Origin of the sequence: Pedobacter terrae, from assembly GCF_036946585.1 — a bacterium.
Lineage (GTDB): Bacteria > Bacteroidota > Bacteroidia > Sphingobacteriales > Sphingobacteriaceae > Pedobacter > Pedobacter terrae_C.
In genome coordinates this window covers 37,262-58,990 of record NZ_JAQIIV010000012.1, presented here as the reverse complement: position 1 = coordinate 58,990, position 21,729 = coordinate 37,262, and the positions used below count along the sequence as shown (strand labels likewise).

Sequence of the window (21,729 nt, the reverse complement as noted above, 5' to 3'; positions counted from 1 at the left end):
ATCGCTTCGGCCACTACAAATGTGCTTCCTCCAATAAAAACCAAATCTTTGGGGCCGGCTGATTGGATAGCAGTTGCTTTTGCTTCATAAACTGATGTATAACTCTTTCCTGTTAGACCAAATTTGGCAGCCTGTTTCTTTTAGGCTGTCAGCTGCTAAACCGCGTTCTAAAGCGGGTTTACAAAAATAATAAGTGGCATTTTTGGGCATTAGCGACAACACTTTCGAAATATCTTTATCATTAACCATCCCGAAAACAATATGTAAATGCTGATATGGCGTTTGTGAAATATTTTTAATCACTTCGGTGATTCCGGCTTCGTTATGCCCGGTATCGCAAATTACTAATGGATCTTTGCTTAAAGTTTGCCAACGTCCCTGTAAACCGGTTTGCTTTTTAACCTGACTGATGCCTTTATAAACACTTTCCTGATCAGTTTTAATTTCGGTTTCATCGTTCAGCACAGTCAATGTTTGAAGAACGGTTAATATATTTTTATGCTGATAAATTCCGGTAAGATCACTTTGAAGATCTTTGAATTTGATTTTTTCCTCCTGATAAACAGATAATGAAAGTTTATTGTTTTTGACTTTAAAATCCTTTGCGGTTAACGTTTGATCAGCAAACACAATAGGTGCATCTTCAGTTTTGGCCTTTTTAATAAAAACCGGTGCCGATTCTTCCTGCGTTTCACCAATAACCACCGGGATATTCTTTTTGATAATGCCCGCTTTTTCACCTGCAATTTCTGCCAGGGTATTGCCAAGCATATTCATATGGTCGAGGCTGATATTGGTGATAACTGAAATTTTTGGTGTAATGATGTTAGTAGAATCCAACCTTCCGCCCAAACCTACTTCAATTATCGCTATATCTACCTGATGTTTTGCAAAATGATCGAATGCAAGCGCAACGGTCACTTCAAAAAAGGAAGGCTCGGTTTTTTCGATGAGTTTTTGCTGTTCTTTTACGAATGATACTACTTCTGTTTTGCTGATCATTTTTCCGTTGATGCGAATGCGCTCGCGGAAATCTTTTAAATGGGGTGATGTGTATAATCCTGTTTTATATCCCTGAGCCTGTAGTACGGAGGCCAGCATGTGCGAAGTTGATCCTTTTCCATTTGTACCGGCTACATGGATGCTTTTAAATTTATTTTGAGGATTATCCAAAGCTTCGCAAAGGATGATGGTATTGGTTAAATCTTTTTTGAAAGCAGACGCGCCAACGCGGGTAAACATCGGGAGTTTACTGTATAAAAAATCAAGCGTTTGTTGGTAGTTCATAATTATGCTTCAAATATAAGCGATTGGCATTTTAAGTTCAAATGGGATTCACTTCCAACTTTGAAATTGCGATGGGTGAGGGAGAACTTTAGAAAGTGTAAGTGGCATTCTGTGAAGACACATGCCACAGATCAGAAGTGAGGTCAGATGTTTCATCTGACTTATAATTAGATGATACTAATGCATCATTAATCGTCGAGAAATCCTATCAAGCTTTGAACAAATTTCCAGTCAGATAGTAATACCTGACAGCACCATTAAATGGTCAACATCTTTCATACGATAAAGCCCATGAAATAAATGCAGGTGCCGGTAATAAAAATGGTCTGTGAGACACAGACCATTGTACTATTAAAAATCTTTTAGGGTAAAGACTTTGACGATTTAATATCTTTTTATTTCACTTTAAAATTAAACATCACAATTCCGGTTTGTACATCTGGAGCAGATTCTAATTTATTTAAACTTGCGCCTAATACGGCTTGTTCACATTTTCTCCAAAGGGCCAAATCAGATAGGGTTGTGCCTTTAGCTCCGGCACGGGCCTGAACAACTTTGCCATTTTTATCTACACGGATCTGAACAGCAATTTTTCCTGCGCTCTGTCCGTCATCCTGGATCCTGGGGATATCAATAAATTTTCTGCTGGCTAATGATAACTGTACGTTGCCGTTTCCAGAACCACCTTCACCATAATTAGATGCTAAAGGATCGCCATCTTTATCGCCCTGGTTTCCTGGCGTGTTTCCGGTACCATCTCCTTGTCCCTGACCAGTATTTTTTTTGCCTTTGTAAAGTGCATTTTGGTTAATTACTGGCTTTGCCGGTTTATCTTCTGTAACAGGAGTTGGTGCAGACGTAGTTGGTTTTGCGGGTTTGGTATTTACCGCAATGGCCTCTTCGGTATTTTGTGTCTGCACTTCTTTATCACTACTTTCAGTAGCGGTAGTTGGGGTAACCTTTTCTTCAGGCGTTACTTTTTCTGGCGGTTTGCCATTCGCATTCGGATCCGCAGATGGTTCTTCGATACTGGTATAATCATCGCCCATACCTTCTGCAGAAGTTCCATAATTAACCACCATGCCGCCCATACCCACTTCTTCAGGTGGTTGGAATGAGCCAATCACAATAAAAAAGCTGATCAATAACAAAAATCCCATAATACCGCTGGCTATAGCAATGGCTTTTGGATAATTGTTTTCCTCCTGAGGTACGTTTTGTGCTTTGTAGTTCATTATTTTTTAGGTTCAACGGCTACAACAAGTTTCAATTTCAGTTTATTGGCAATATCGTTCACTACAAATCCATCCTGATAAGTCACGTTACGTGATACATATAAAAGTATGGTCATATCTGGTGCCAACTTTTGGTAAGAGGCCAATGTAGGCTCAAGTTCCTCAATGCTAACTGGTTTCTTTTCAACGAAATATTTTAAATTTTCGTCTATGGTAACGGTAACTGCTTTTTTGGCGGTAGATTGCTGTCCGCTTGATGATTGTGGCAACAATAATTTTACTACTGTAGGATTAACTACCGCAGAGGCCAATAAGAAAAACAGCATCAGGAAGAACATAATATCATTCAACGCTGAAGTGTGTACTTCTACCGATCCTTTTGTTCTTTTGCGTAAATTCATTATTTGCCTGGTTCTTCTAGTAAATCAATAAAATCAATTGCATCGGTTTCCATTTTAAGAATGATTTTTTCGACCATGATATTTAAAATGTGATACAGTACATAAGCGATAATACCGATAATTAGTCCGGTTGCAGAAGTAATCATTTTGGTATATAAACCGCCAGAAATTGTTCCGATTTCGATAGCGCCTTTAATTGATACCTGGTGGAAAATGGTAATTACCCCTACAATTGTACCTACGAAACCAAGCATTGGTGCAATACCTGCCACAATACCTAATATACTGATATTCTTTTCTAATTTAGAAACCTCTAATTTACCGACATTTTCAATCGCCCCTTCAATATCTTTAATTGGGCGGCCAATGCGTTTTAAACCTTTTTGCAACATGCGCGAAAGAGGGGAGTTGTTATTTCTTAAAAGTGACATGGCGCCATCTAAATTCCCAGATTGGATATAAGACCTGGTTTGTGCCATGAGGTTAGCCTCATCTTTAGTTGCTTTTTTGATGGTTAAATAACGTTCAACAAAAATTATCAAAGCTAAAAATGCCAGAAAAGCCAATGGAATCATTACCCAGCCGCCTTTAAAAAGCAGATCGATAAAATGTAATTCTGGTTGTGGTTGTGTTACAGCTTGGTTGATTGCATTTGCTGTGTCTTGTAATGCTTGTGTGGTGTCCTGAATTAATAAAGTTATCATTATGGTTGTGTGTTGTGTTTTTGTTGTACGAAATACCCTTTACCTTTAAGTTTTTTCTCTAAAATATCTTTTTGTTCTTTAGCCTCTTTTTCCGTGCTAAAGCTAGCTATACTCACTTTTTTTAAACGGCCTGGTACTGATGCGATTTCAGCCTTTAAACCAATTTTTTCCATTTGCTTAATAAAAACAAGCGCCTTTTTCTCTGATTGGAAGGATGCTGCAATAACATAAAACGTAGAAGGACCAGTGTTTGGTACAACTTTATTTTCTTGAGGTGTTTCGGTAGCTGGTTTAACCGCAGGTTTGACTGTCTCCTTTGTTACCGTATCTGTTTTTTGCTGAACCTGGTTTGCTTTTAAAATGCTATCGGTTTTGGCTATTGAATCCTGTTTTGCTTTTAACGTATCAACAGGAACTTTAGGAGAATCGATGATTATTTGTGCAGGTTTCTCTGTAACTGTTGCTGCTCCAGTAAATAACTCGGGTTTAACTAAGAAGGTTATTGCGGCAACAACAAGCAAAGCTACAATGGCTATGGCAATCATTAACCAGGTAGACATGCCTTGTCTAGGTTCATCGCTATGATCAATCGGGTCATGTCCAAAACGGTTTGGATGCTCGGCATGTTGTTCTTTTATAAAAGCTGGTGCCTCAATTATAGGCTCTTCTTTTTTAACTTCGTCTTCTAAATTGATATATGTTTTTGGTTCATCAGCTTCTGAACGTAATGAAAAACGGCTCGAATATTCTTGTCTTGGTATAACCGATTCAGGAATTGCTGTTTCCAAAGGTTTTTTGGCATCTTCTGTTTCTGGCGTATGACCAAAACGATCAGGGTTTTCTTCGTGCTGCTCCAATATCGATTGTGGAACTCCAATCAGATTAACATCCTCAACCGGATTATCTGTCGCTGTATTTTCTACATGCTCATTTTTATCGATGTAACCGGCTTCAACAGCCTGATGCTCAGCCTCAATATTTGCTACCTCCGATTCCGGAGTGTGGCCGAAACGGTTTGGGTGTTCTTCATGCTGTATGATAACCGATTCAGGTACCTCTACTTCCTGAGTTGAATTTACTTCCTGTTTTCCAGCAGGTTCGGGGTCAATGGTGTGTTGCTCCGAAGTAACATGTTCTACTTCCGATTCTGGTGTATGACCAAAACGGTTTGGATGCGCTTCATGCTGTTCTTTGATAAACTCTGGTGCTTCAGTAACTGCTGATGCATCTGTTCCTGTATGTTTTAAGGTTTTTTTGAGATCATCCTTAACTTCATCCAATTCTACGTTTTCAATGATAGGCGCCTGGTATGACTTATTTTCAAAAAGAGATGGTGCAGTTGGGGCCTCCGCAATTTCATCGTAAATCTCTTCCTCTTCTGCGTTATTCGATAATTCAGTTTTTGTTTCCTCGATTACAGCTTCTGTCAATGATGGAAGCCCATAAAATTCGGAACCATAATTCATGTCTTTAACCGGTTCGAAAGCTAATCCTTGTTCTGTAAAAAATAAGCGGCCCATATTTTGAAGTTCGGCCTCATGGTCCAATTCCAGTTTTTGATTTACTTCTTCAACAAACTGCGAAATACGATTGAGAGCATCTTTATTCGTAATATCAGTTTTAGCAGAAATAAAGTTAGCCAAAGCTTCCTGTTCGGTTACTTCTTCAGAAAACTGGAGCGTATATCCTGGAGGTAAAAACGTTTGCTTTTCCTTATCGTATCTTCCAGGGTATTTTTTCTTATAAAAGGTGCCCAAGCCGGTAATACCAACTTCTTTGCGTTGCTGCAAGAGTGCCAACAGGTATGATAAGATATCCATTCGGGTAAAATTAAGCGTTTAAAATTAAAAATTATATTCTACCTTCAAATAGTGTCTATGGGTGCTATTATACATCTTATATCAAAAGGGGATAAAAACGGGTACAGTTTTGTTATTTTAACCATGAAATCACGTTCTTTAAAAAGTATAGCTGTATCCGTGCAAAGATAACGGTTACAAAGATAGAAATGGTATGCTAGTAAGCAAATGGCTTGACTAATATAATCGGGTAGTTACTCAATGTTGTAATGTAATGATAATAAAAAAGCAGGAGAACCGAAGGCCATCCTGCTCAAATGTTGGTAGCGGTAAAAATTATCCCGTTAAAATTACGCAACATAAAGATATCTGATCATTTAAATCAGCATTCTTGATTACAAGTATCTTACGTGTTTTTTTTCTTTTCTATAATTAATTGCCTTAATAGCCAGATATATACCCAGAAATAAAAGAATTGCCGCAATAAGCAGTCCAACTGCAATGGGTAAAAATATGCTAGCGGCAGAAAGAAAATCGCGCCAGTTTATGTCGGGATAAAAAAAGTAAGTCATCATTAAAAAGCTCACTAAAGCAAAAAAGGAGCAAGAATAAAGGGTTATTATTGTTGTTTTGGTTCTCATGCTTTTTAGGAATGGTTGAAAGTATAGGCTTAATTTAAATAAGGGTTTTCTGGGATGTAAACCAGATGGTATCCGTTTTTCTTAAGGAGTTTTTTTGTACACTCATCCGGTAACTGTTTAAAAATAATAGTAGCTAAAACCTGCGAGGGTATGGCTTTTATCCTAACAAGAACATCGAGGAGAAACTTCTTTAGTTTAATAAAAAGAAATTTTTTACTGTACCTTTCTGTTGAAATGAGATCTGCTCCTTTAAACCAGTAGTTTGGGTTAATCTTTTTAAAACCGATTAGAGGTAGGCCTAAACCAGCTGCCAACTTTTCAAATTCTCTTTCAGAAACTTTATACACAAAATTTCCGACGGGCTCGAATGAAAAGCGGTTATTCCATAATTTATCGAAAAAATGTACATTCCGGGCCAAAAGATTGCTTAACAGCAATAACAGTGGCATCTTTATTACCGGATCTTGTGGTTCTATAACAATCACACCCTGTTTCGCTACCCTGATCATTTCGTACATGGCAGCGTAAGGCCTTGGAAAATGGTGAAAGGATTCTTTACATAGTACAAAATCAAAACTATTGTCTTCTTGCGTAAGTTTTTCTGCATTCTCCGCGGCACAAGCATCAATAATCCGTTTTTTCAGGGCAATATTTAGAAAGTCTGTATTGAGATCGGTGGCCAATACCCTATTGCCTGTATTGAGGATGTACTGTGCATCAAATCCATAAGCATCACCTATGGTAAGCCAACGTTGGTGCTTTTTCTCAAGAAGTGGGTCTAGACAAGAAAAAAATAGTTTCTGAAGCCAATAAGCGATATTATTTTCACCTGCGGCTATGGCTTGTTCGTAAAAGTCTGTTTTAGCATTTTCAGATGGAAAATGTGTATTATACCATTCATTATGTCGATTGTAGCTATCGGTGTAGCGCATATAATAGGGTTTATAAGCTTATACGAAAGCATTATTATAAACGCTTGGTCGAAAATAAAATAGCTTAAAAAAAATAAATTAATTTTAACCCAGCGTTTTTCATATTCATTGCGTAATCTTCTTACAACACGATGAAGAAAAACCGCTTACCGACCCAAATGGATGAACCTTTTTTCTAAGCAAGATACTAAACTGATCAAAGGCTGCAGAGCTAACGAGCGGCAAGCACAGGAGGGTCTCTACAAACTTTACTATGCAGATATGCTGCGTATATGTTTGCGTTATTTAAAATCTGATGATCTGGCACATGATGCACTGAATACTGGCTTTTTAAAGATTTTTCAGCACATTCAAACCTTCGATGCAAAAAAAGGAGAATTTGGAACCTGGATCAGGACGGTAATGGTTAGATCATGTATTGATATTAGCAGACGAGAAGCCAAGTTTAATGAAACGGCCAGTCCGGATGAAATAGAAGATATCTTTATTCAACCATCAGTACTAGATAAGCTTTTTGTTGAGGATCTCCTAAAATTGATACGCCTGTTACCAACCGCTACACAGTTGGTTTTTAACCTTTCGGTTATAGATGGCTATTCGCATAAGGAAATCGGCGAACATTTGAATATTACCGAGAGTACCTCAAGATGGCATCTCTCTGAAGCGAAGAAACAGTTGAGGGAAATGTTAGCGTCCTCAGCTATTGATAAACCAACTGAAAAAACGAAAAAGAGATGAAAAATTCAGCATGGTATCATAAACTTTGGCGCAATAAATTTGATGATTTGCCTGTCAAGAATGCCGCTGATGGCTCATGGGCGGATATGCAGAAACTGCTTAATGAGCAAATGCCGATTGGTACGGGCGGTAGCCAAGGACCTCATTTATCAACAGGCACCAAACTATTAAAAGTAATTAAATTAATAGGATATACTTTCTCAGTAGCGGCTGCAGCTTCAACGGTGGGTTACTTCACACTTAAAAAAACGAAAAATAAGCAGAACGAACTGGAAAAGAAGGTGAAATCTATCTTTTCGGATTCGGTGCTTTTAGACAGCAATAAGGTGCTGAATTATAATGAAATAAATCATACAACAATAAATATAGATGGCCTTAATGACGCAAAGGACTCATTTAATTTAGTGGTGGAGCAAAATAAAACTGTTGACCATGATGCTGCTGCAGAGCTGGTAAAATCCACTCTGCGCATGGAGAACGTTGCTTCAACAACCTTAAAATCGAATGCAGTTACTCCTTTTACCAACAAATATGTTATTGAAAACGAACCTAATCGAGTTGAAACAATTGAAAACTCAAGTGAAGCAACCTTCAAATCTAATTCGAAAGTGGAGGGCATTAGCATTATTGATCTAAAGGAGGATAGCTTATTTAGTAAAGGCAGAATATCATTATCGTTGCCAAAGGGGTATCAACAAGGGGTGACATCTTATAATGATTTTTCCCTAAAAAATGAGAATATAGCAATACCGATATTTAAAACCAATGATTTTCAAAATTCATTAGGGAATAAAGATAACAAGAAAAGGCTGCATGATAAAAAAAATGACTACATTACTATTGGTAAGAACCAACGGGAAAGAAAGATCAGACTGCCTAAAATTAAAACAAATAAAACTAAACGGCAAGATGCTACCAAACCAACCTATAGTTATGGTTTAACATCGGGGATGAATGTACAAAAAGGCAATAGTAGTTTCTATATAGGTGTATTTGGTTCCTATACACTCAATAAAAACTGGCAACTTGCAGCTGGTTTAAATGCCAATAGCAATCAGAAAATTGCGGGAGAATTTTCACATCCGAGTTATTATAGGCCAGATTCGGTTCCGCCTTTCAAGATTGCGGCAACGCGAAAATTGACTGCAATAGATATCCCATTAACTGCTGCCTGTAAGGTATCCAAACATATCGATCTTAAAGCTGGCCCAATAATTAGTTTTGTAGCCAAGCAATCTACAATAAGTACTAAATTAAATCCGATAGCCAATCCGCGTGATACGTTATACCATAGTAAGCAAATTGACTCCATTTTGGTCAATACAAATACGTTAAACAACAGGATAAATATGGGAATTACAGGGGGCATCAGTATCCACTTCAAATCGTTTGATGTGAATGGCAGCTACCAATGGTTAACTCCATATAAATTAAATAATAGTTTAGGTTCCTTTAAACAGAGCAATCACTTTTTTAGGATAGGAATAGGATATCGCTTTAAGTAGAAGCAATTTTACAGTTACTGCTTGTACTTAAATTATAGTGGCGCAGAATTGATTTAAGTCTTCAGAGATCTTTCGCCTACGTTCAAGACGACATCTCTAGACTGTAACCCATAAAAAATGCCTCCGGTCTGTCGGAGGCATTCATTTATATGGTAGGTTCAATTTTCAGTTTTGTCTTAAAAAGAATAAGTCAATCCACCGAAAATATTAAATCCATTTGCCTGGTAGTATAAATACCTGCTATAATTGTTATTTAAAATGTTGTTTGCTTTAGCAAAAACAGAGAATTTATTATTGATTCTGTAATCTGCACCAACACCTAAGTCTACATAACCTTTAACGGTTTCAATCAGTTCTATACCTGTATTGGGGATTACATATTGCGAAGCAGGAACAGGAGTGCTGGTATAAACTTTAGCCTTAACATCGTCCTGAATCACGACACCAGCGTTAAAACTTAGTTTTTTGTTGAAAGTGTACATAAAGTTCGAGCTTACTTTTAAGCCTGGTTTAAACCAGGAGTAAGTTTCAGAAGCTGGCTTCCAATCATCCAGATTTAATTTACCGGTCCATTTTAAGGCATCGCTTACCTGAACAGAAATTTCGCCTTCCAAACCAGTCAATTTCGTTTTACCGAAATCGTAGATCACATCAAACTTATTAAAATCGGTAAAGTTGTTTACGAACAAAGGCAGGTCATCAAACTGTTTTACATAGATACGGGCTTTGTAACCAAAACCTGGTCCACCAGTACCCTTAACACCCGCACTAAAGCTTAATTTTTCAACCGTATTTTTCACCAGGATATTGCTGTTTAGCCAAGGATTTTCATCAGTAAAGCCTTTTAGTGAGTTTCTGTTTACATCCCCTTTAACCTCTCCAAAAACCTGTAAATAATCAGGAATCAGCGTAAAGTCGGCTGTAACTGCAGGAAACACTTTTGTGCTGCTATATGCACCAAATTCCTGAACAAAATTAACACCTGCGGTGATTTTAGCACCCTTGACCTGTAAGCGGATATAAGGATTTAAACGTAACAAATTGTTGCCAACACTTGTTAAAGCATCTTTAGTGTTTCCAAATTCGGTTGATGCCGCTAAACCAAGGTTTAAAGAATTAATACGTTTGTTAACATAACCGTTTAAGCTTAGGTAATTTTCTTTAGCGCTAAATTTATCGTTCCAGAGATAACCATTGGCTTTTAAAGCGTAGCTAAAAGCATCTTCATCTTCGGTAAAGTTTTTAACCAATTCGCCTTCTAATTCGATGGTAGTTAAAGCTTGTTTATCCGGATTAGGATTTAACGTAGGCCTATTGTTATCAATACCGTAAAAATAAGTACCGTTACGCTCAAAATTAATGCGCCCACTTACCGTATTTTCATCTAAAATGCTGCGCCCAAAAACGCTTAGCTGCTGGTTGCTGCTGTTCTGTTTGTTTAACTTTCCTTCCTGACTAAAGTGTTTAAAATAACCACCAACCTGTAATCCTTCATCTTTGCCGGTATTAAAATAGGCCTCGCCCAAAAGGGTAGCCAAAGAACCGAACGCTCCTTTTACATAATTGTTGACTAAAATGCTTTCTTTTTCTTCGGCAAGAGCTTGTGCCTGCAGTTTTTGGATATCACTGTTAAGTTCCAGCTTTCTATCCATAATGCTGTAGTTTAATTTTGCCTTATATGTTTTAACGTCATCCAAATTCGGACTTCGTCTCAACTTTACCGCTTCTGCCAGAATAGGTTTGTATGGGCGCACTACTTCAATCTCTTCATTTACGACCCCTTTTTCCTCTGTTTTTTTATCCTGCGCCTGTGCGGTCAGTAATCCGGCCGCTACAAAAAACAATGAACTATATATATATTTAATCGATTTCATAATGCTACTTCTTCTGGTTTAGTTTTTCTAGTTTCGCTTTGGCTGTAGGGATAATATCATCTTTGCCTTCGTAATTATCAATGATACTGAGAAGTGTACTTTTTGCCTGTAAATTGTCTTTTAGCGCCACATAATTATCAGATAAAAGGATAAAAGCTTTTGCTACCCAATAATCGTAAGAGCCCATATTGTTGATCAGATCAAAACAGGTTTTGGATGAGGTTTTGAAATCACCTTTGTTGTATTCCAATAAAGCTAAATTGTATTTGGCCTCGGCAGCAGCGACGGTTTTTGTTTTGGCCACTACATTTTTAAACTCTTTTATGGCTGTGGTGGTATCACCTTTTAATAGGTAAGCTTTACCAGAATATAAGCTGGAACTGTTTTTTTCTTCTTCTGAAGCTTTTTCAGACTCTTTTGTCAGCTGTGCATATTTAAGCATGTCATCAGGCATGTTCAGGGCGGTGTAAGCCTTTAACAAATTATTGATGGCAAAACTATAATGCGATTTATAATCGGTTGTTGTTTCCAATCTTTTCAGGTAAACAATCGCCTCATTGTATTTTTTCTGGTTTAAAAACAGCTGTGAGATACTTACCAATGAACGTTCGGTATAATCACTGGTCCAGTCGTTTAAGATAAATTCATAATCAGGAATAGCTTCATCCGGACGACCTAATTTAACCAACGATTCTGCCCTGATAAATTTAGCTTCTTTTTCATGGTTTGCTTTAGGGAATTTATCAAAGTATGCGTTTACGGCCTGAAACGCTCCATTGGCATCACCTTTTAAATAGGTATTATTAACAGCAGCAAAAACGATGTTGTCTTGCTCTGAACCAGAATAATTTCCCAGTGGAGTAGTGGCAGCATAAGCAATAAAACCATTCGCATCACCACGGTCTACGTAAATATTTTTGATCGATTCCATGGCCTGTTTAGCTTCGTCGGCAGTTGGATAATCGCGGATTACCTTTTTGAAAGATTCCAAAGCGGCATCATCCTGATCCTGGTTGTATTGAACCAAGCCGATAGTTACCAATGCTTTTGCCACATAACTGCTGCGTGGATATTTGGCTACCAAAGCAACAAGATCTGATTTAGATTTATCAAAATCGCCTTTGTTGAAATAGGTATAGGCAGTTTCAAAACCGGCATCATCTGCGTAGTTTGAGTTTGGAAAAGCCTTTAGTAAGTTCTGCATGGTGGCTATCTTTGCATCATATTGGTTTTCCAATCCCTGGATCATTCCTTTCTGGAACGTAGCATAGTCTTCTGAAGTGGTATGTCTGTTGATGATCTTATTGTAATTGGCCATCGCATCACCATAATTCTTATTTACAAAATACGAATCGGCTAAACGGATGGTCGCATCATCAACGGTTTTTTGGTCTTTATCATTACCAGCCAGAAATTTTTCAAAGTAGGTGGCTGCCTTGCTGTACTTCTCATCTTCGAATGCTGCATAAGCCAAAGCATAGTTAGCAAAATTGTATACACCTGTCTTATCAGCATCCGGCATCTTTAAGAATTTTTCGAAAGTAGTAACTGCCTCGCCATACTTACGCAGCTCATACATCGATTCTGCTTTCCAATACGTGTTTAAAGCATATATTTCATTGTCTTCCGGAAATTTGTCAGAACGCAAAAACATTGATAATGCATTGGGGAAAGCCCTTTCATTATAAAATTCTAAACCACGGAAATAGGTTACCTTTTGATAAGCTTCTTTAGCTTCCAGGTTTTTATCCGGAATAGGTTCTAAAATGTCTACAGCAGCCTGATAGTTTTTGGTGGTTAATAAAACCTCGCCCAGTAAAGTTTTCGCCTCGTTTATTTTGCGCGATTTAGGAAAAGTTTTTAGGAAACCCTGAGTAGCTTCCAGGGCTTGTTGGTGAAATTCTAACTCATAACTTAGTTTAGCGTAGTTTAACCAGGCTTCTTCTTGTATCCCCTTATCGAAACTTAAACGCGAAGCCCTGAAAAACGCACTTTGTGCTTTCTGTTTATTCCCCAATTGTATAAAAGCCTTACCCAACGTATGCATACCGTTTTGCAGGTAAATATCATCACTATTTAGTTTTTCTAAAACGGCAACAGACTCTTTATATTTTTTATTCTGGAACAAACTGTATCCATACTGATAAATAAAAAGGTTGTTTTTTGTTTCGCTTTTGTCTTTTGAATAATATTCTGCAAAATACTTTTCCGCATTTTTGAATTCAGATTTTGCAAAGTACGATGCTGCAACCAAACTCAACATCTCTGGTTCGAACTGCTGTTTGGTTTTTTGAATCGCTGCCAACGCATAGCTAATCACATCATCATAACGTTCATCAAGGTAATACATTGACGTGATGTAATATGGATAACTCGCCTCATAAGTAGGAGAGCCCTTTAGCTTTTCGAAATTAGATAAAGCTGTTTTATATTCTTTATTTAAGTAATTGATGTAAGCAAAATAATAGGTAGCACTTTCCTGAAAATCGCCTTCTTCTTTTTTTACTTTTTCAAATAAAGGTTCTGCCTTGTCGTAGTCTTTAAGTTCGAAATAAGCATAACCTTGCTTAAACTGGTATTCGTTTCTTTGTTTGGCCGAAAGTGTAGAAGGATCGGTTTTTTCGAACCATTCTAAAGCTTTTTTATAGTTTTTCTGGTTGAAATAAGTTTTTCCAACGTAAAAATAGGCCAGTTTAGTATTCGGATTTAACGGATAATCGCGGATGAAAGCCTGAAACAAACTCTCGGCATCGGCGTTGGTTAACTCCAGTGCGCAAACTGCTGCATAAAATTTTGCATTTTCTTTCAGTAAAGACAATTCGGCATTGCTTTCTGTTTGGGTAGAAGGTTTATAACGTTGCAGCTCAACGAGTTTAAACTGCTGCGCAGCTGCGGTGTATTTTTCTTTGTCTAATAATTCTAAGCCCGTTTGATAGTTTTTGTTGAGGTTTTGCACCGCGCTAACTTGGGCATAGGTGCTAAAACTTCCTGCTAAAATTAGCGGAATTAGTAGGTATCTTTTCTGCATTGGTTTCAAATATGGTTGGTACTAAATTAGAAATAGTATCAAAGCTTATCAACAGAAGTAATTAACATCTGTTAATAACACAAATTAACGAAAGGATTTTTGGTTTGGTATTAAGGGGTAAACGAATGTGGAAAAGTTGAAGCGTTCACTGGTTTAATTGCCTTAGTTTGTTTGGGATTACCATGTCTGTACTGTGATACGGTTTATTCAGCCAACACAACAATTTACAGCTAGGAAAGGCTAGCACAAAACTATGAAACTAGAGCGGAGGACTTAGTCTTTTGGTTAAATACTAGGTTGTGCACCCTGCATTAACGAACCATTGACCAATGGACTATTGACTAATGAACCATTGAACCAACCTAGCCCTGACTGGCCAACAAATAAAGCACTGCCATTCTCACGGCGACTCCGTTTTCTACCTGTTCTAAAATAATCGATTGTTTGCTGTCGGCCACATCGCTGGTAATCTCAACACCTCTGTTTATTGGTCCAGGGTGCATTACGATGATTTCTTTATCAAGATTATCTAAGATCTGTTTATTTAAGCCGTACATCATGGCATATTCCCTTAAAGATGGGAAGTATTTTATATCCTGACGCTCTAACTGGATACGCAGCATGTTGGCTACATCGCACCAATTCAGTGCTTTAAGTAAATTATGTTCAACTTTTACACCCAATTGATGAACGTGCTTTGGGATTAATGTTGTAGGGCCGCAAACCATTACTTCTGCTCCTAAACGTTGCAAGCAAAGGATGTTTGAAATGGCCACACGGGAGTGGAGGATATCGCCTACGATAACCACTTTTTTACCAGCTACATCACCCAATTTCTGGCGGATGGAAAAAGCATCAAGTAAGGCCTGTGTAGGGTGTTCATGTGCACCATCTCCGGCATTTACAATCTGTGCCTTTACATGTTTACTTAAAAACTGACCTGCCCCAGCATAAGGATGACGCATCACTACCATATCAACTTTCATTGATAAGATATTGTTTACCGTATCAATAAGGGTTTCGCCTTTGCTAACCGACGATGATGAGGCAGCAAAATTAACCACATCAGCTGACAGTCTTTTTTCAGCAAGTTCGAATGAAAGTTTGGTACGGGTAGAGTTTTCGAAAAAGATATTGGCAATCGTAATATCACGAAGTGAAGGAACCTTTTTAATCGGGCGGTTAATTACTTCCTTGAAATTATCTGCAGTTTCGAAAATCAATTCGATATCATTCCGGTTAATATCTTTAATGCCTAAAAGATGTCGGGTTGATAGTTTTTCTGCTGCCATTTTTATTTATTATTGTCTGATATTAAAATCACTTTATCTTCACTTCCTTCACTCGCCCAAGTTACTTTAACCTGTTGCGAATTTAAGCTATCTACCTGATGACCAATATAATCTGGTTCGATAGGTAAGTGCCTGCTAAACCTGCGGTCTATTAAAACAAGAAGCTCTACTTTCTCTGGCCGACCATAAGCAAGCAGGGCATCAAGCGCTGCCCTGATGGTTCTGCCGGTCCAAAGTACATCATCAATCAGGATTACTTTTTTACCCTCAATAATGAAATCCATCGAGTTGCTGCTTGCGGTAACCAATCCGTCTTTACGGCGGAAATCATCTCTAAAGAAAGTGATATCCAGGTTTCCCTTTAAAATTTTTTTATTTTTTAAGATCTGTTGAAGATCCTGATGGATGCGGTCAGCCAAAAAAATTCCCCTTGGCTGGATGCCAATTAAAACGGTATTTGTGAAATCGTCGTGGTTTTCAATTAATTGATGGCAAAGCCTCTTAATTGTAATCTGAATTTTTTGTCCGTCAAGAAGTGTTTTCTTTTGCATTGAAGAAGGATTGGGCAAATATAGAAAAATGTTTTAAGGTTGAAAAGTTGAATTTGAAAATAGCTGATTGTTAAATCCAGATGTCGTTTTCTGCAGTTAAAATCAATGGCTTATCGCCAGTAATTAATATCGTATGTTCGTGTTGGGCAACAAACCCGCCTTTGTTTCCGATAAGTGTCCAGCCATCTTCCTGGGTTTCCGTCATGGTGGAAGCTGTTGAAATGAATGTTTCTACTGCCACAGTAGTATTTTTTCTAAATCTTTCAAAATTATAACGATCGCAGAAATTGGCGATTTCATGAGGTGCTTCGTGCAGGCTCCTGCCTACGCCATGTCCGGTTAAATTTTTAATTATCCGAAATCCTGATTTTCTGGCTTCAGTTTCAATTAATCTACCGATTTCTGAAATTCTAACTCCCCCTGTTATCTGATTAATCGCTTTTTTAAGAATATTTTTGGAAGCATCTACTAATAATTGATGTTGGTGTAAATCTTTTCCCAAAACAAAAGAGCCACCATTATCAGACCAAAAACCATTTAATTCAGCAGATACATCTACATTCACTAAATCACCTTCCCTTAATATTTTATGAGTTGAGGGGATACCATGTGCTACTTCATTATTCACACTAATGCAAGTCCACCCCGGAAATTGATAGGTTAATCTGGGGGCAGATCTCGCCCCTAAATCTTGTAATATCCCACCACCAAAATCATCTAGTTGTTTTGTAGAAATACCCGGTTTCGCAAAATTGCGCATTTCTTTAAGCGTATAGGCAACAGCTTTACTTACGCGTTTCATTCCTAATAATTCCTCTTCTGTAGTGATTGACATGGGCTTATTTTTTGCTAAAAATAGTGTTTTAGCTTTTAGTTTAATAAATTGGATAGCTTTGTGACAATGATATCAAAAAATCCTGTAATTTTTTTTGATGGTGTTTGCAATCTCTGCAATGCATCTGTACAGTTTGTAATTGAACGCGATAATAAGAATATCTTTAGGTTCACCGCTTTACAGGGGGAATATGCAAAAAAGATTTTGCCGAAGTTTAATGTAGATTTAAAAAGAATTGATTCGATTGTTTTAGTTGAACGTGGAGCGCTCTACAGTAAATCATCAGCAGCATTGAGAATTGCACGCCGGTTGAGTGGATTGTGGCCAATGCTTTATGCTTTCATCATTATTCCAAAATTTATCAGAGATTGGGTTTATGATATCATTGCCAAAAATCGTTACAAATGGTGGGGAAAGCAGGAGAGTTGTTGGGTGCCAACACCCAAATTGAAAAATAAGTTTATGGCTTAATTTGACGATTGTTTTTCCTTCCACCCGGCGACCACAACCACAGTGATAATACAATTAATGGAATACAGATGCTCAATGAAATGACAATGAGAATAGGGCGCTGTTTAACCATATCTGCTTCCTGTGAAATAAAAACATATATTGCTTCTTTAATGGCAAATATGGTTATGATGGTAGAAAGGACGGCAAATAGTTTACGCATGGTTTAATTTTTATTGCAAAGATTGCATTAATTTTTAAAATAGAACAGTCAACAAGGGCTGTAATTAAATTTAAGTCAGAGGTGCAGATCAGCTGATCTATTACTACTCTGAATATCTTTTTGAATAAGTGATTCCCATCAAATCATAGCGTTTAAACTGTGTTTTTAGCCTTCTCTGAAAATCTGGGTAATTTCGTTTTTCTTTAGGGCTCCACAACACTTCGCTTAAAGCATCTAATCGGGGAAAAAGCTGGTACTGCACTTTTGCCGGGTTGGTAATGTATTCGCTCCACAAACAGCCCTCTGCACCCCAAATGTATTTTGACTGTTCCGCAGTGAGTTCTGCTGGTATGGGTTCATAGTTGTACACGTCAGCTAGTAGCGATGGTGTACTTGCGGTTAAACTATCTTCTTTTACAAACTGACCGTGGTTAAAGTATAATTTATTTTCTGGGGTCATAATGGCTTTATGGTTTTGCCTGGCCGCCTCAATACCACCTTTTTCTCCCTGCCAGCTCATTACCACTGCATTTGGTGCCAGGCCTCCCTGTAAAATCTCGTTCCAGCCGATAATGGTTTTACCCTTACTATTCACAAATTTCTCCATTTTGCGGATAAAGTAACTTTGCAGTTCACTTTCGTTTTTTAAACCATTGGTTTTCATGATCTGTTGAGAAACTGCCGATTGTTTCCACCATACTTTAGATGCTTCATCGCCACCAATGTGGATATACGGAGAGGGGAATAAGGTCATCACCTCCATTAAAATATTTTCCAGGAACTTAAAAGTAGTATCAGAAGCCTGGAGTACATTGTTGTATTTGTTCATCATTCCCCAGGTTTCAGCAACCGTATATTTTTTGTTGGGTTCCGTTCCTAATTCGGGATAGGCAGCCAATAAAGCCATGCTGTGTGCTGGCATTTCAATTTCGGGGATAATGGTGATGTAACGTTTGGCTGCATAGTCAACTACTTCTTTAATCTGCTCCTGTGTGTAATAGCCACCATGGCGAATGCCATCGGTTTTAATTAAGGCATCTTTTGGTGTAATTTTAATTTCGTTAGGCAGTACCTGGTATTTAATGTTTTCATTGCCTTTTCCGGGCCACAAGCCAATAATGCTACCGTTCCGCCATGCACCAATCTCAGTCAGTTTTGGATATTTTTTGATTTCAATTCGCCAGCCATGATCGTCGGTTAAATGCCAGTGGAAATAATTCATTTTGTGCAGCGCTAAGTAATCAAGGTATTGTTTGATGAAATTTACATCAAAAAAATGCCGGCTTACATCCAGATGCATGCCACGGTAAGCAAAACGTGGATAATCGGTAATTGTAACAGCTGGGACAGTTAATGAGCTGGTATTTGTAGTTGGTAGTAGTTGAATAAGTGTTTGGATGCCATAAAATGCAGCGGTATCAGATCCTGCCAATACGGTAACAGCGTTTTGATTTGCATTTAACTGGTATTCGTTCGTTTTAACTTTAGTTGGATCAATGATTAAATTAATCATGTTTTTGCGCTTAACATCTGGACTTTTAAACCATTTTAACTTTAAATTGTAGTTTTTGGTCAGGTATTCATCGAGGAAGTTGATGCTTGCGTTTCCTCCGAAGTCGGTGTATAAACTTGTAGTAATATTTAACTGAAAAGGTTTTTCCTTTTGATTGAATTGTAACGAAACAGGTTGAGGAATAATATTTATTTCCTGCGCTGGAAGTTTGAATGAAATTAAGATCAGAAACAAAACGATAATTTTTCTCATAATGAAAAGGCTGGGTTAAGCTTTTCAAAAGTAGTGATAATAGGAGGGATGAGCAGAATAAGTATATGAGAATGGATTATTTTGTTACATAAAAGAATGCCGTTGTTTCGAGCGAAGTGCAACGTAGTCGAGAACCCGAAGGCTCAGCGAAGCTAAATCTGTCTCGATAGATCTCTCCGTTTCGCTGGGCTTCAGTCGAGATGACGTTTCGAGGGAACTTCGTCACTACCAACGATTATTAAGAAAATTCCCCGAGCTCCGTGTTTCTTATGGAAGAAAAAAGCAATCCTGTAAGGTTTTAGAAACCTTACAGGATTGCGCAAAAAAAATCCCGATAACTTTCGCTATCGGGATTAAATATTCAGTTAAAAAGAACTAGCCTTTTTTAGCTTTGCTTTCTTCGCCTTCTAATTGCGATTTCAATTGAGCCAATACGTCTAAGTCTCCTAAAGTAGATTTCTCTACAGAATCTTTAACTTTTTTAACCGCAGTTACAGCAGCTTTAGCTTCTTTTTTCTTAGCATTTCTTTCTTCTGCTACAGCTTCAGCTTTAACCTCTTCCCAGATACGGGCGTGAGATACTACGATACGTTTTGCTTCTTTGTTGAATTCAATGATTTTGAAGTCATTGGTTTCTTCAGCCTTAACTGAAGTACCGTCTTCTTTAACCATGTGTTTAGTTGGTACGAAACCTTCTACACCATACGGTAAAGCAATAACAGCACCTTTGTCAGTTACTTTAACAACAGTACCCTGGTGAACCGAATCTAAAGTAAAGATCGTTTCAAAAGTATCCCAAGGGTTTTCTTCCAGTTGTTTGTGACCTAAGCTTAATTTACGGTTATCAACGTCTAATTCTAAAACAACTACGTCTAATACATCACCAACTTTAGTGAATTCATTAGGGTGGTTAACTTTTTTAGACCATGATAAGTCAGAGATGTGGATTAAACCATCGATACCTTCTTCGATTTCAACAAATACACCGAAGTTAGTCATGTTTTTAACCGTTGCTTTGTGCTTGCTTCCAACCGGGAATTTAGCCGCAACTTCTTGCCATGGATCGTTAGATAGTTGTTTAATACCTAAGCTCATTTTGCGCTCGTCTCTGTCTAAAGTTAAAACTTCAGCTTCGATCTCATCACCAACTTTTAAGAACTCTTGTGGGTTTCTTAAGTTTTGTGACCAGCTCATTTCAGAAACGTGGATTAAACCTTCAACACCTGGGATGATTTCTAAGAAAGCACCGTAATCTGCAACAGTTACGATTTTTCCTTTTACTTTAGAACCAACCTGAATGTCAGCACTTAAGTTTTCCCAAGGGTGTGGAGTTAATTGTTTTAGGCCTAAAGCGATACGTTTTTTCTCATCATCGAAATCTAAAACAACTACGTTGATCTTTTCATCTAATGATAATACTTCTTTTGGATGCTCTATGCGGCCCCAAGAAATATCAGTAATGTGAAGTAAACCATCAACACCACCTAAATCGATGAACACACCGAAATCAGTAATGTTTTTAACAGTACCTTCCAATACCTGACCTTTTTCTAATTTAGAAACGATCTCTACTTTTTGGCTTTCTAAATCGTCTTCAATTAACACTTTATGAGAAACAACTACGTTTTTAAACTCATGGTTAATTTTAACAACTTTAAATTCCATTGTTTTACCCACGTATACATCGTAATCGCGGATAGGTTTAATATCAATTTGCGATCCTGGTAAGAAAGCCTCAACGCCCATGATATCAACAATTAAACCACCTTTAGTACGGCTCTTAACGAAACCGTTGATGATTCTGTCGTTCTCAAGCGCCTCATTAATGGCCTCCCATGATCTTTGGGTTTTTGCTCTTTTGCGGGAAAGGATCAATTGACCGTTAGCATCTTCCGGTGCTTCAACGAATACGTCAACTGAATCGCCGATTTTTAGATCTGGTGTATCACGGAATTCTGAAGTAGAAACCAAACCGTCTGATTTGAAACCTACGTTTAATACTACATCTTTGTTGTTGATTGAAACAACGATACCGCTGATGATTTCACCTTTAGTGATCTGGTTGAATGTTCCGGCATACATATCTTCAAACTTTTTACGGTCTGCTTCATTGTAATTACCAAAAACTTTTTCATCTGCATCCCAGTCGAAATCTTCGCTTGGTGTTGCTAATGATGATTTGATCGATTCGATCGAAACTGAATCAGCTTCTGATTCAATAGTTTCTTTTTCAGTCAGGCGTCCGCCTTCTCCCTGAAGTTCAGCTGTTTTTGCTGCTAATTCTTTTTCTGCTACTTGTTTTTTAGCCATTAATTAATTGTCTCCTTTTTTCCCTATTTAGGGACTGCAAAGGTAAAAATATTTTAATTAATAGAAAAGTTTTTTCTAATAAATATGGCTGATTTTTAGCTGATTATAATATATCGTTCCGTCATCCTGAATTTATTTCAGGATCTAGGCGTAGAGATT

At 37.7% G+C, this 21,729-nt stretch carries 17 protein-coding genes; 3 read left to right on the top strand and 14 right to left on the bottom strand.

Going from position 1 to position 21,729, the window contains the following annotated elements; all coding sequences use genetic code 11:
- Positions 1 to 84: 84 nt before the first annotated feature.
- From PGN18_RS15690 to PGN18_RS15665, 6 genes are all read right to left on the bottom strand, one after another.
- Positions 85 to 1,287 (bottom strand): bifunctional folylpolyglutamate synthase/dihydrofolate synthase, encoded by a 1,203-nt coding sequence (locus tag PGN18_RS15690; protein WP_335320530.1) that lies wholly within the window; start codon positions 1,285 to 1,287, stop codon positions 85 to 87.
- A 395-nt stretch (positions 1,288 to 1,682) separates the two neighbouring features.
- Positions 1,683 to 2,522, bottom strand: coding sequence for an energy transducer TonB (locus tag PGN18_RS15685; protein WP_335320529.1), 840 nt, complete (start codon positions 2,520 to 2,522; stop codon positions 1,683 to 1,685).
- Positions 2,522 to 2,923, bottom strand: a complete 402-nt coding sequence (locus PGN18_RS15680) for an ExbD/TolR family protein (RefSeq protein WP_025144642.1) — start codon at positions 2,921 to 2,923, stop codon at positions 2,522 to 2,524. The genes PGN18_RS15685 and PGN18_RS15680 overlap by 1 nt, the downstream gene beginning before the upstream one ends.
- Positions 2,923 to 3,627: a MotA/TolQ/ExbB proton channel family protein gene (locus tag PGN18_RS15675; protein ID WP_090504722.1), complete on the bottom strand. Its 705-nt coding sequence runs from the start codon at positions 3,625 to 3,627 to the stop codon at positions 2,923 to 2,925. Before PGN18_RS15675 ends, PGN18_RS15680 begins: the two co-directional genes overlap by 1 nt.
- Positions 3,627 to 5,447 (bottom strand): SPOR domain-containing protein, encoded by a 1,821-nt coding sequence (locus tag PGN18_RS15670; protein ID WP_335320522.1) that lies wholly within the window; start codon positions 5,445 to 5,447, stop codon positions 3,627 to 3,629. The genes PGN18_RS15675 and PGN18_RS15670 overlap by 1 nt, the downstream gene beginning before the upstream one ends.
- A gap of 649 nt (positions 5,448 to 6,096) precedes the next feature.
- Positions 6,097 to 6,999, bottom strand: a complete 903-nt coding sequence (locus PGN18_RS15665; RefSeq protein ID WP_335320521.1) for a class I SAM-dependent methyltransferase — start codon at positions 6,997 to 6,999, stop codon at positions 6,097 to 6,099.
- 162 nt (positions 7,000 to 7,161) lie between these two features.
- Here PGN18_RS15665 and PGN18_RS15660 point away from each other — a divergent pair, with 162 nt between their 5' ends.
- Positions 7,162 to 7,737 carry an RNA polymerase sigma factor gene (locus PGN18_RS15660; RefSeq protein WP_335320520.1) on the top strand — a complete coding sequence of 192 codons (576 nt, stop codon included), beginning with the start codon at positions 7,162 to 7,164 and terminating at the stop codon, positions 7,735 to 7,737.
- On the top strand, positions 7,734 to 9,242 hold the full coding sequence (locus tag PGN18_RS15655) for an outer membrane beta-barrel protein (RefSeq protein ID WP_335320519.1): 1,509 nt from the start codon (positions 7,734 to 7,736) through the stop codon (positions 9,240 to 9,242). The genes PGN18_RS15660 and PGN18_RS15655 overlap by 4 nt, the downstream gene beginning before the upstream one ends.
- Positions 9,243 to 9,418: 176 nt before the next feature.
- Here PGN18_RS15655 and PGN18_RS15650 read toward each other — a convergent pair whose 3' ends face one another.
- From PGN18_RS15650 to map, 5 genes are all read right to left on the bottom strand, one after another.
- The gene (locus PGN18_RS15650; RefSeq protein WP_335320518.1) at positions 9,419 to 11,116 is read right to left on the bottom strand and encodes a hypothetical protein; all 1,698 of its coding nucleotides are present in this window, start codon (positions 11,114 to 11,116) and stop codon (positions 9,419 to 9,421) included.
- 4 nt (positions 11,117 to 11,120) lie between these two features.
- Positions 11,121 to 14,144 carry a tetratricopeptide repeat protein gene (locus PGN18_RS15645; RefSeq protein ID WP_335320517.1) on the bottom strand — a complete coding sequence of 1,008 codons (3,024 nt, stop codon included), beginning with the start codon at positions 14,142 to 14,144 and terminating at the stop codon, positions 11,121 to 11,123.
- A gap of 362 nt (positions 14,145 to 14,506) precedes the next feature.
- Positions 14,507 to 15,436 (bottom strand): aspartate carbamoyltransferase catalytic subunit, encoded by a 930-nt coding sequence (locus PGN18_RS15640; protein ID WP_335320516.1) that lies wholly within the window; start codon positions 15,434 to 15,436, stop codon positions 14,507 to 14,509.
- Positions 15,437 to 15,438: 2 nt separating this feature from the next.
- Positions 15,439 to 15,987, bottom strand: a complete 549-nt coding sequence (pyrR, locus tag PGN18_RS15635; protein WP_335320515.1) for a bifunctional pyr operon transcriptional regulator/uracil phosphoribosyltransferase PyrR — start codon at positions 15,985 to 15,987, stop codon at positions 15,439 to 15,441.
- Between the two features lie 70 nt (positions 15,988 to 16,057).
- A complete protein-coding gene (gene map / locus PGN18_RS15630; protein ID WP_335320514.1) occupies positions 16,058 to 16,822 on the bottom strand; it encodes a type I methionyl aminopeptidase in 765 nt (254 codons plus the stop codon).
- Between the two features lie 66 nt (positions 16,823 to 16,888).
- Here map and PGN18_RS15625 point away from each other — a divergent pair, with 66 nt between their 5' ends.
- Positions 16,889 to 17,293 (top strand): thiol-disulfide oxidoreductase DCC family protein, encoded by a 405-nt coding sequence (locus tag PGN18_RS15625; RefSeq protein WP_335320513.1) that lies wholly within the window; start codon positions 16,889 to 16,891, stop codon positions 17,291 to 17,293.
- Here the strand turns inward: PGN18_RS15625 and PGN18_RS15620 are convergent.
- From PGN18_RS15620 to rpsA, 3 genes are all read right to left on the bottom strand, one after another.
- Entirely contained in the window at positions 17,283 to 17,495 is a 213-nt protein-coding gene (locus PGN18_RS15620; RefSeq protein WP_335320512.1) for a hypothetical protein, read from the bottom strand. The genes PGN18_RS15625 and PGN18_RS15620 overlap by 11 nt on opposite strands.
- A gap of 103 nt (positions 17,496 to 17,598) precedes the next feature.
- Positions 17,599 to 19,260 carry a beta-N-acetylhexosaminidase gene (locus PGN18_RS15615; RefSeq protein WP_335320510.1) on the bottom strand — a complete coding sequence of 554 codons (1,662 nt, stop codon included), beginning with the start codon at positions 19,258 to 19,260 and terminating at the stop codon, positions 17,599 to 17,601.
- A 375-nt stretch (positions 19,261 to 19,635) separates the two neighbouring features.
- Entirely contained in the window at positions 19,636 to 21,570 is a 1,935-nt protein-coding gene (gene rpsA, locus PGN18_RS15610) for a 30S ribosomal protein S1 (protein WP_039482263.1), read from the bottom strand.
- Between the last annotated feature and the right edge of the window lie 159 nt (positions 21,571 to 21,729).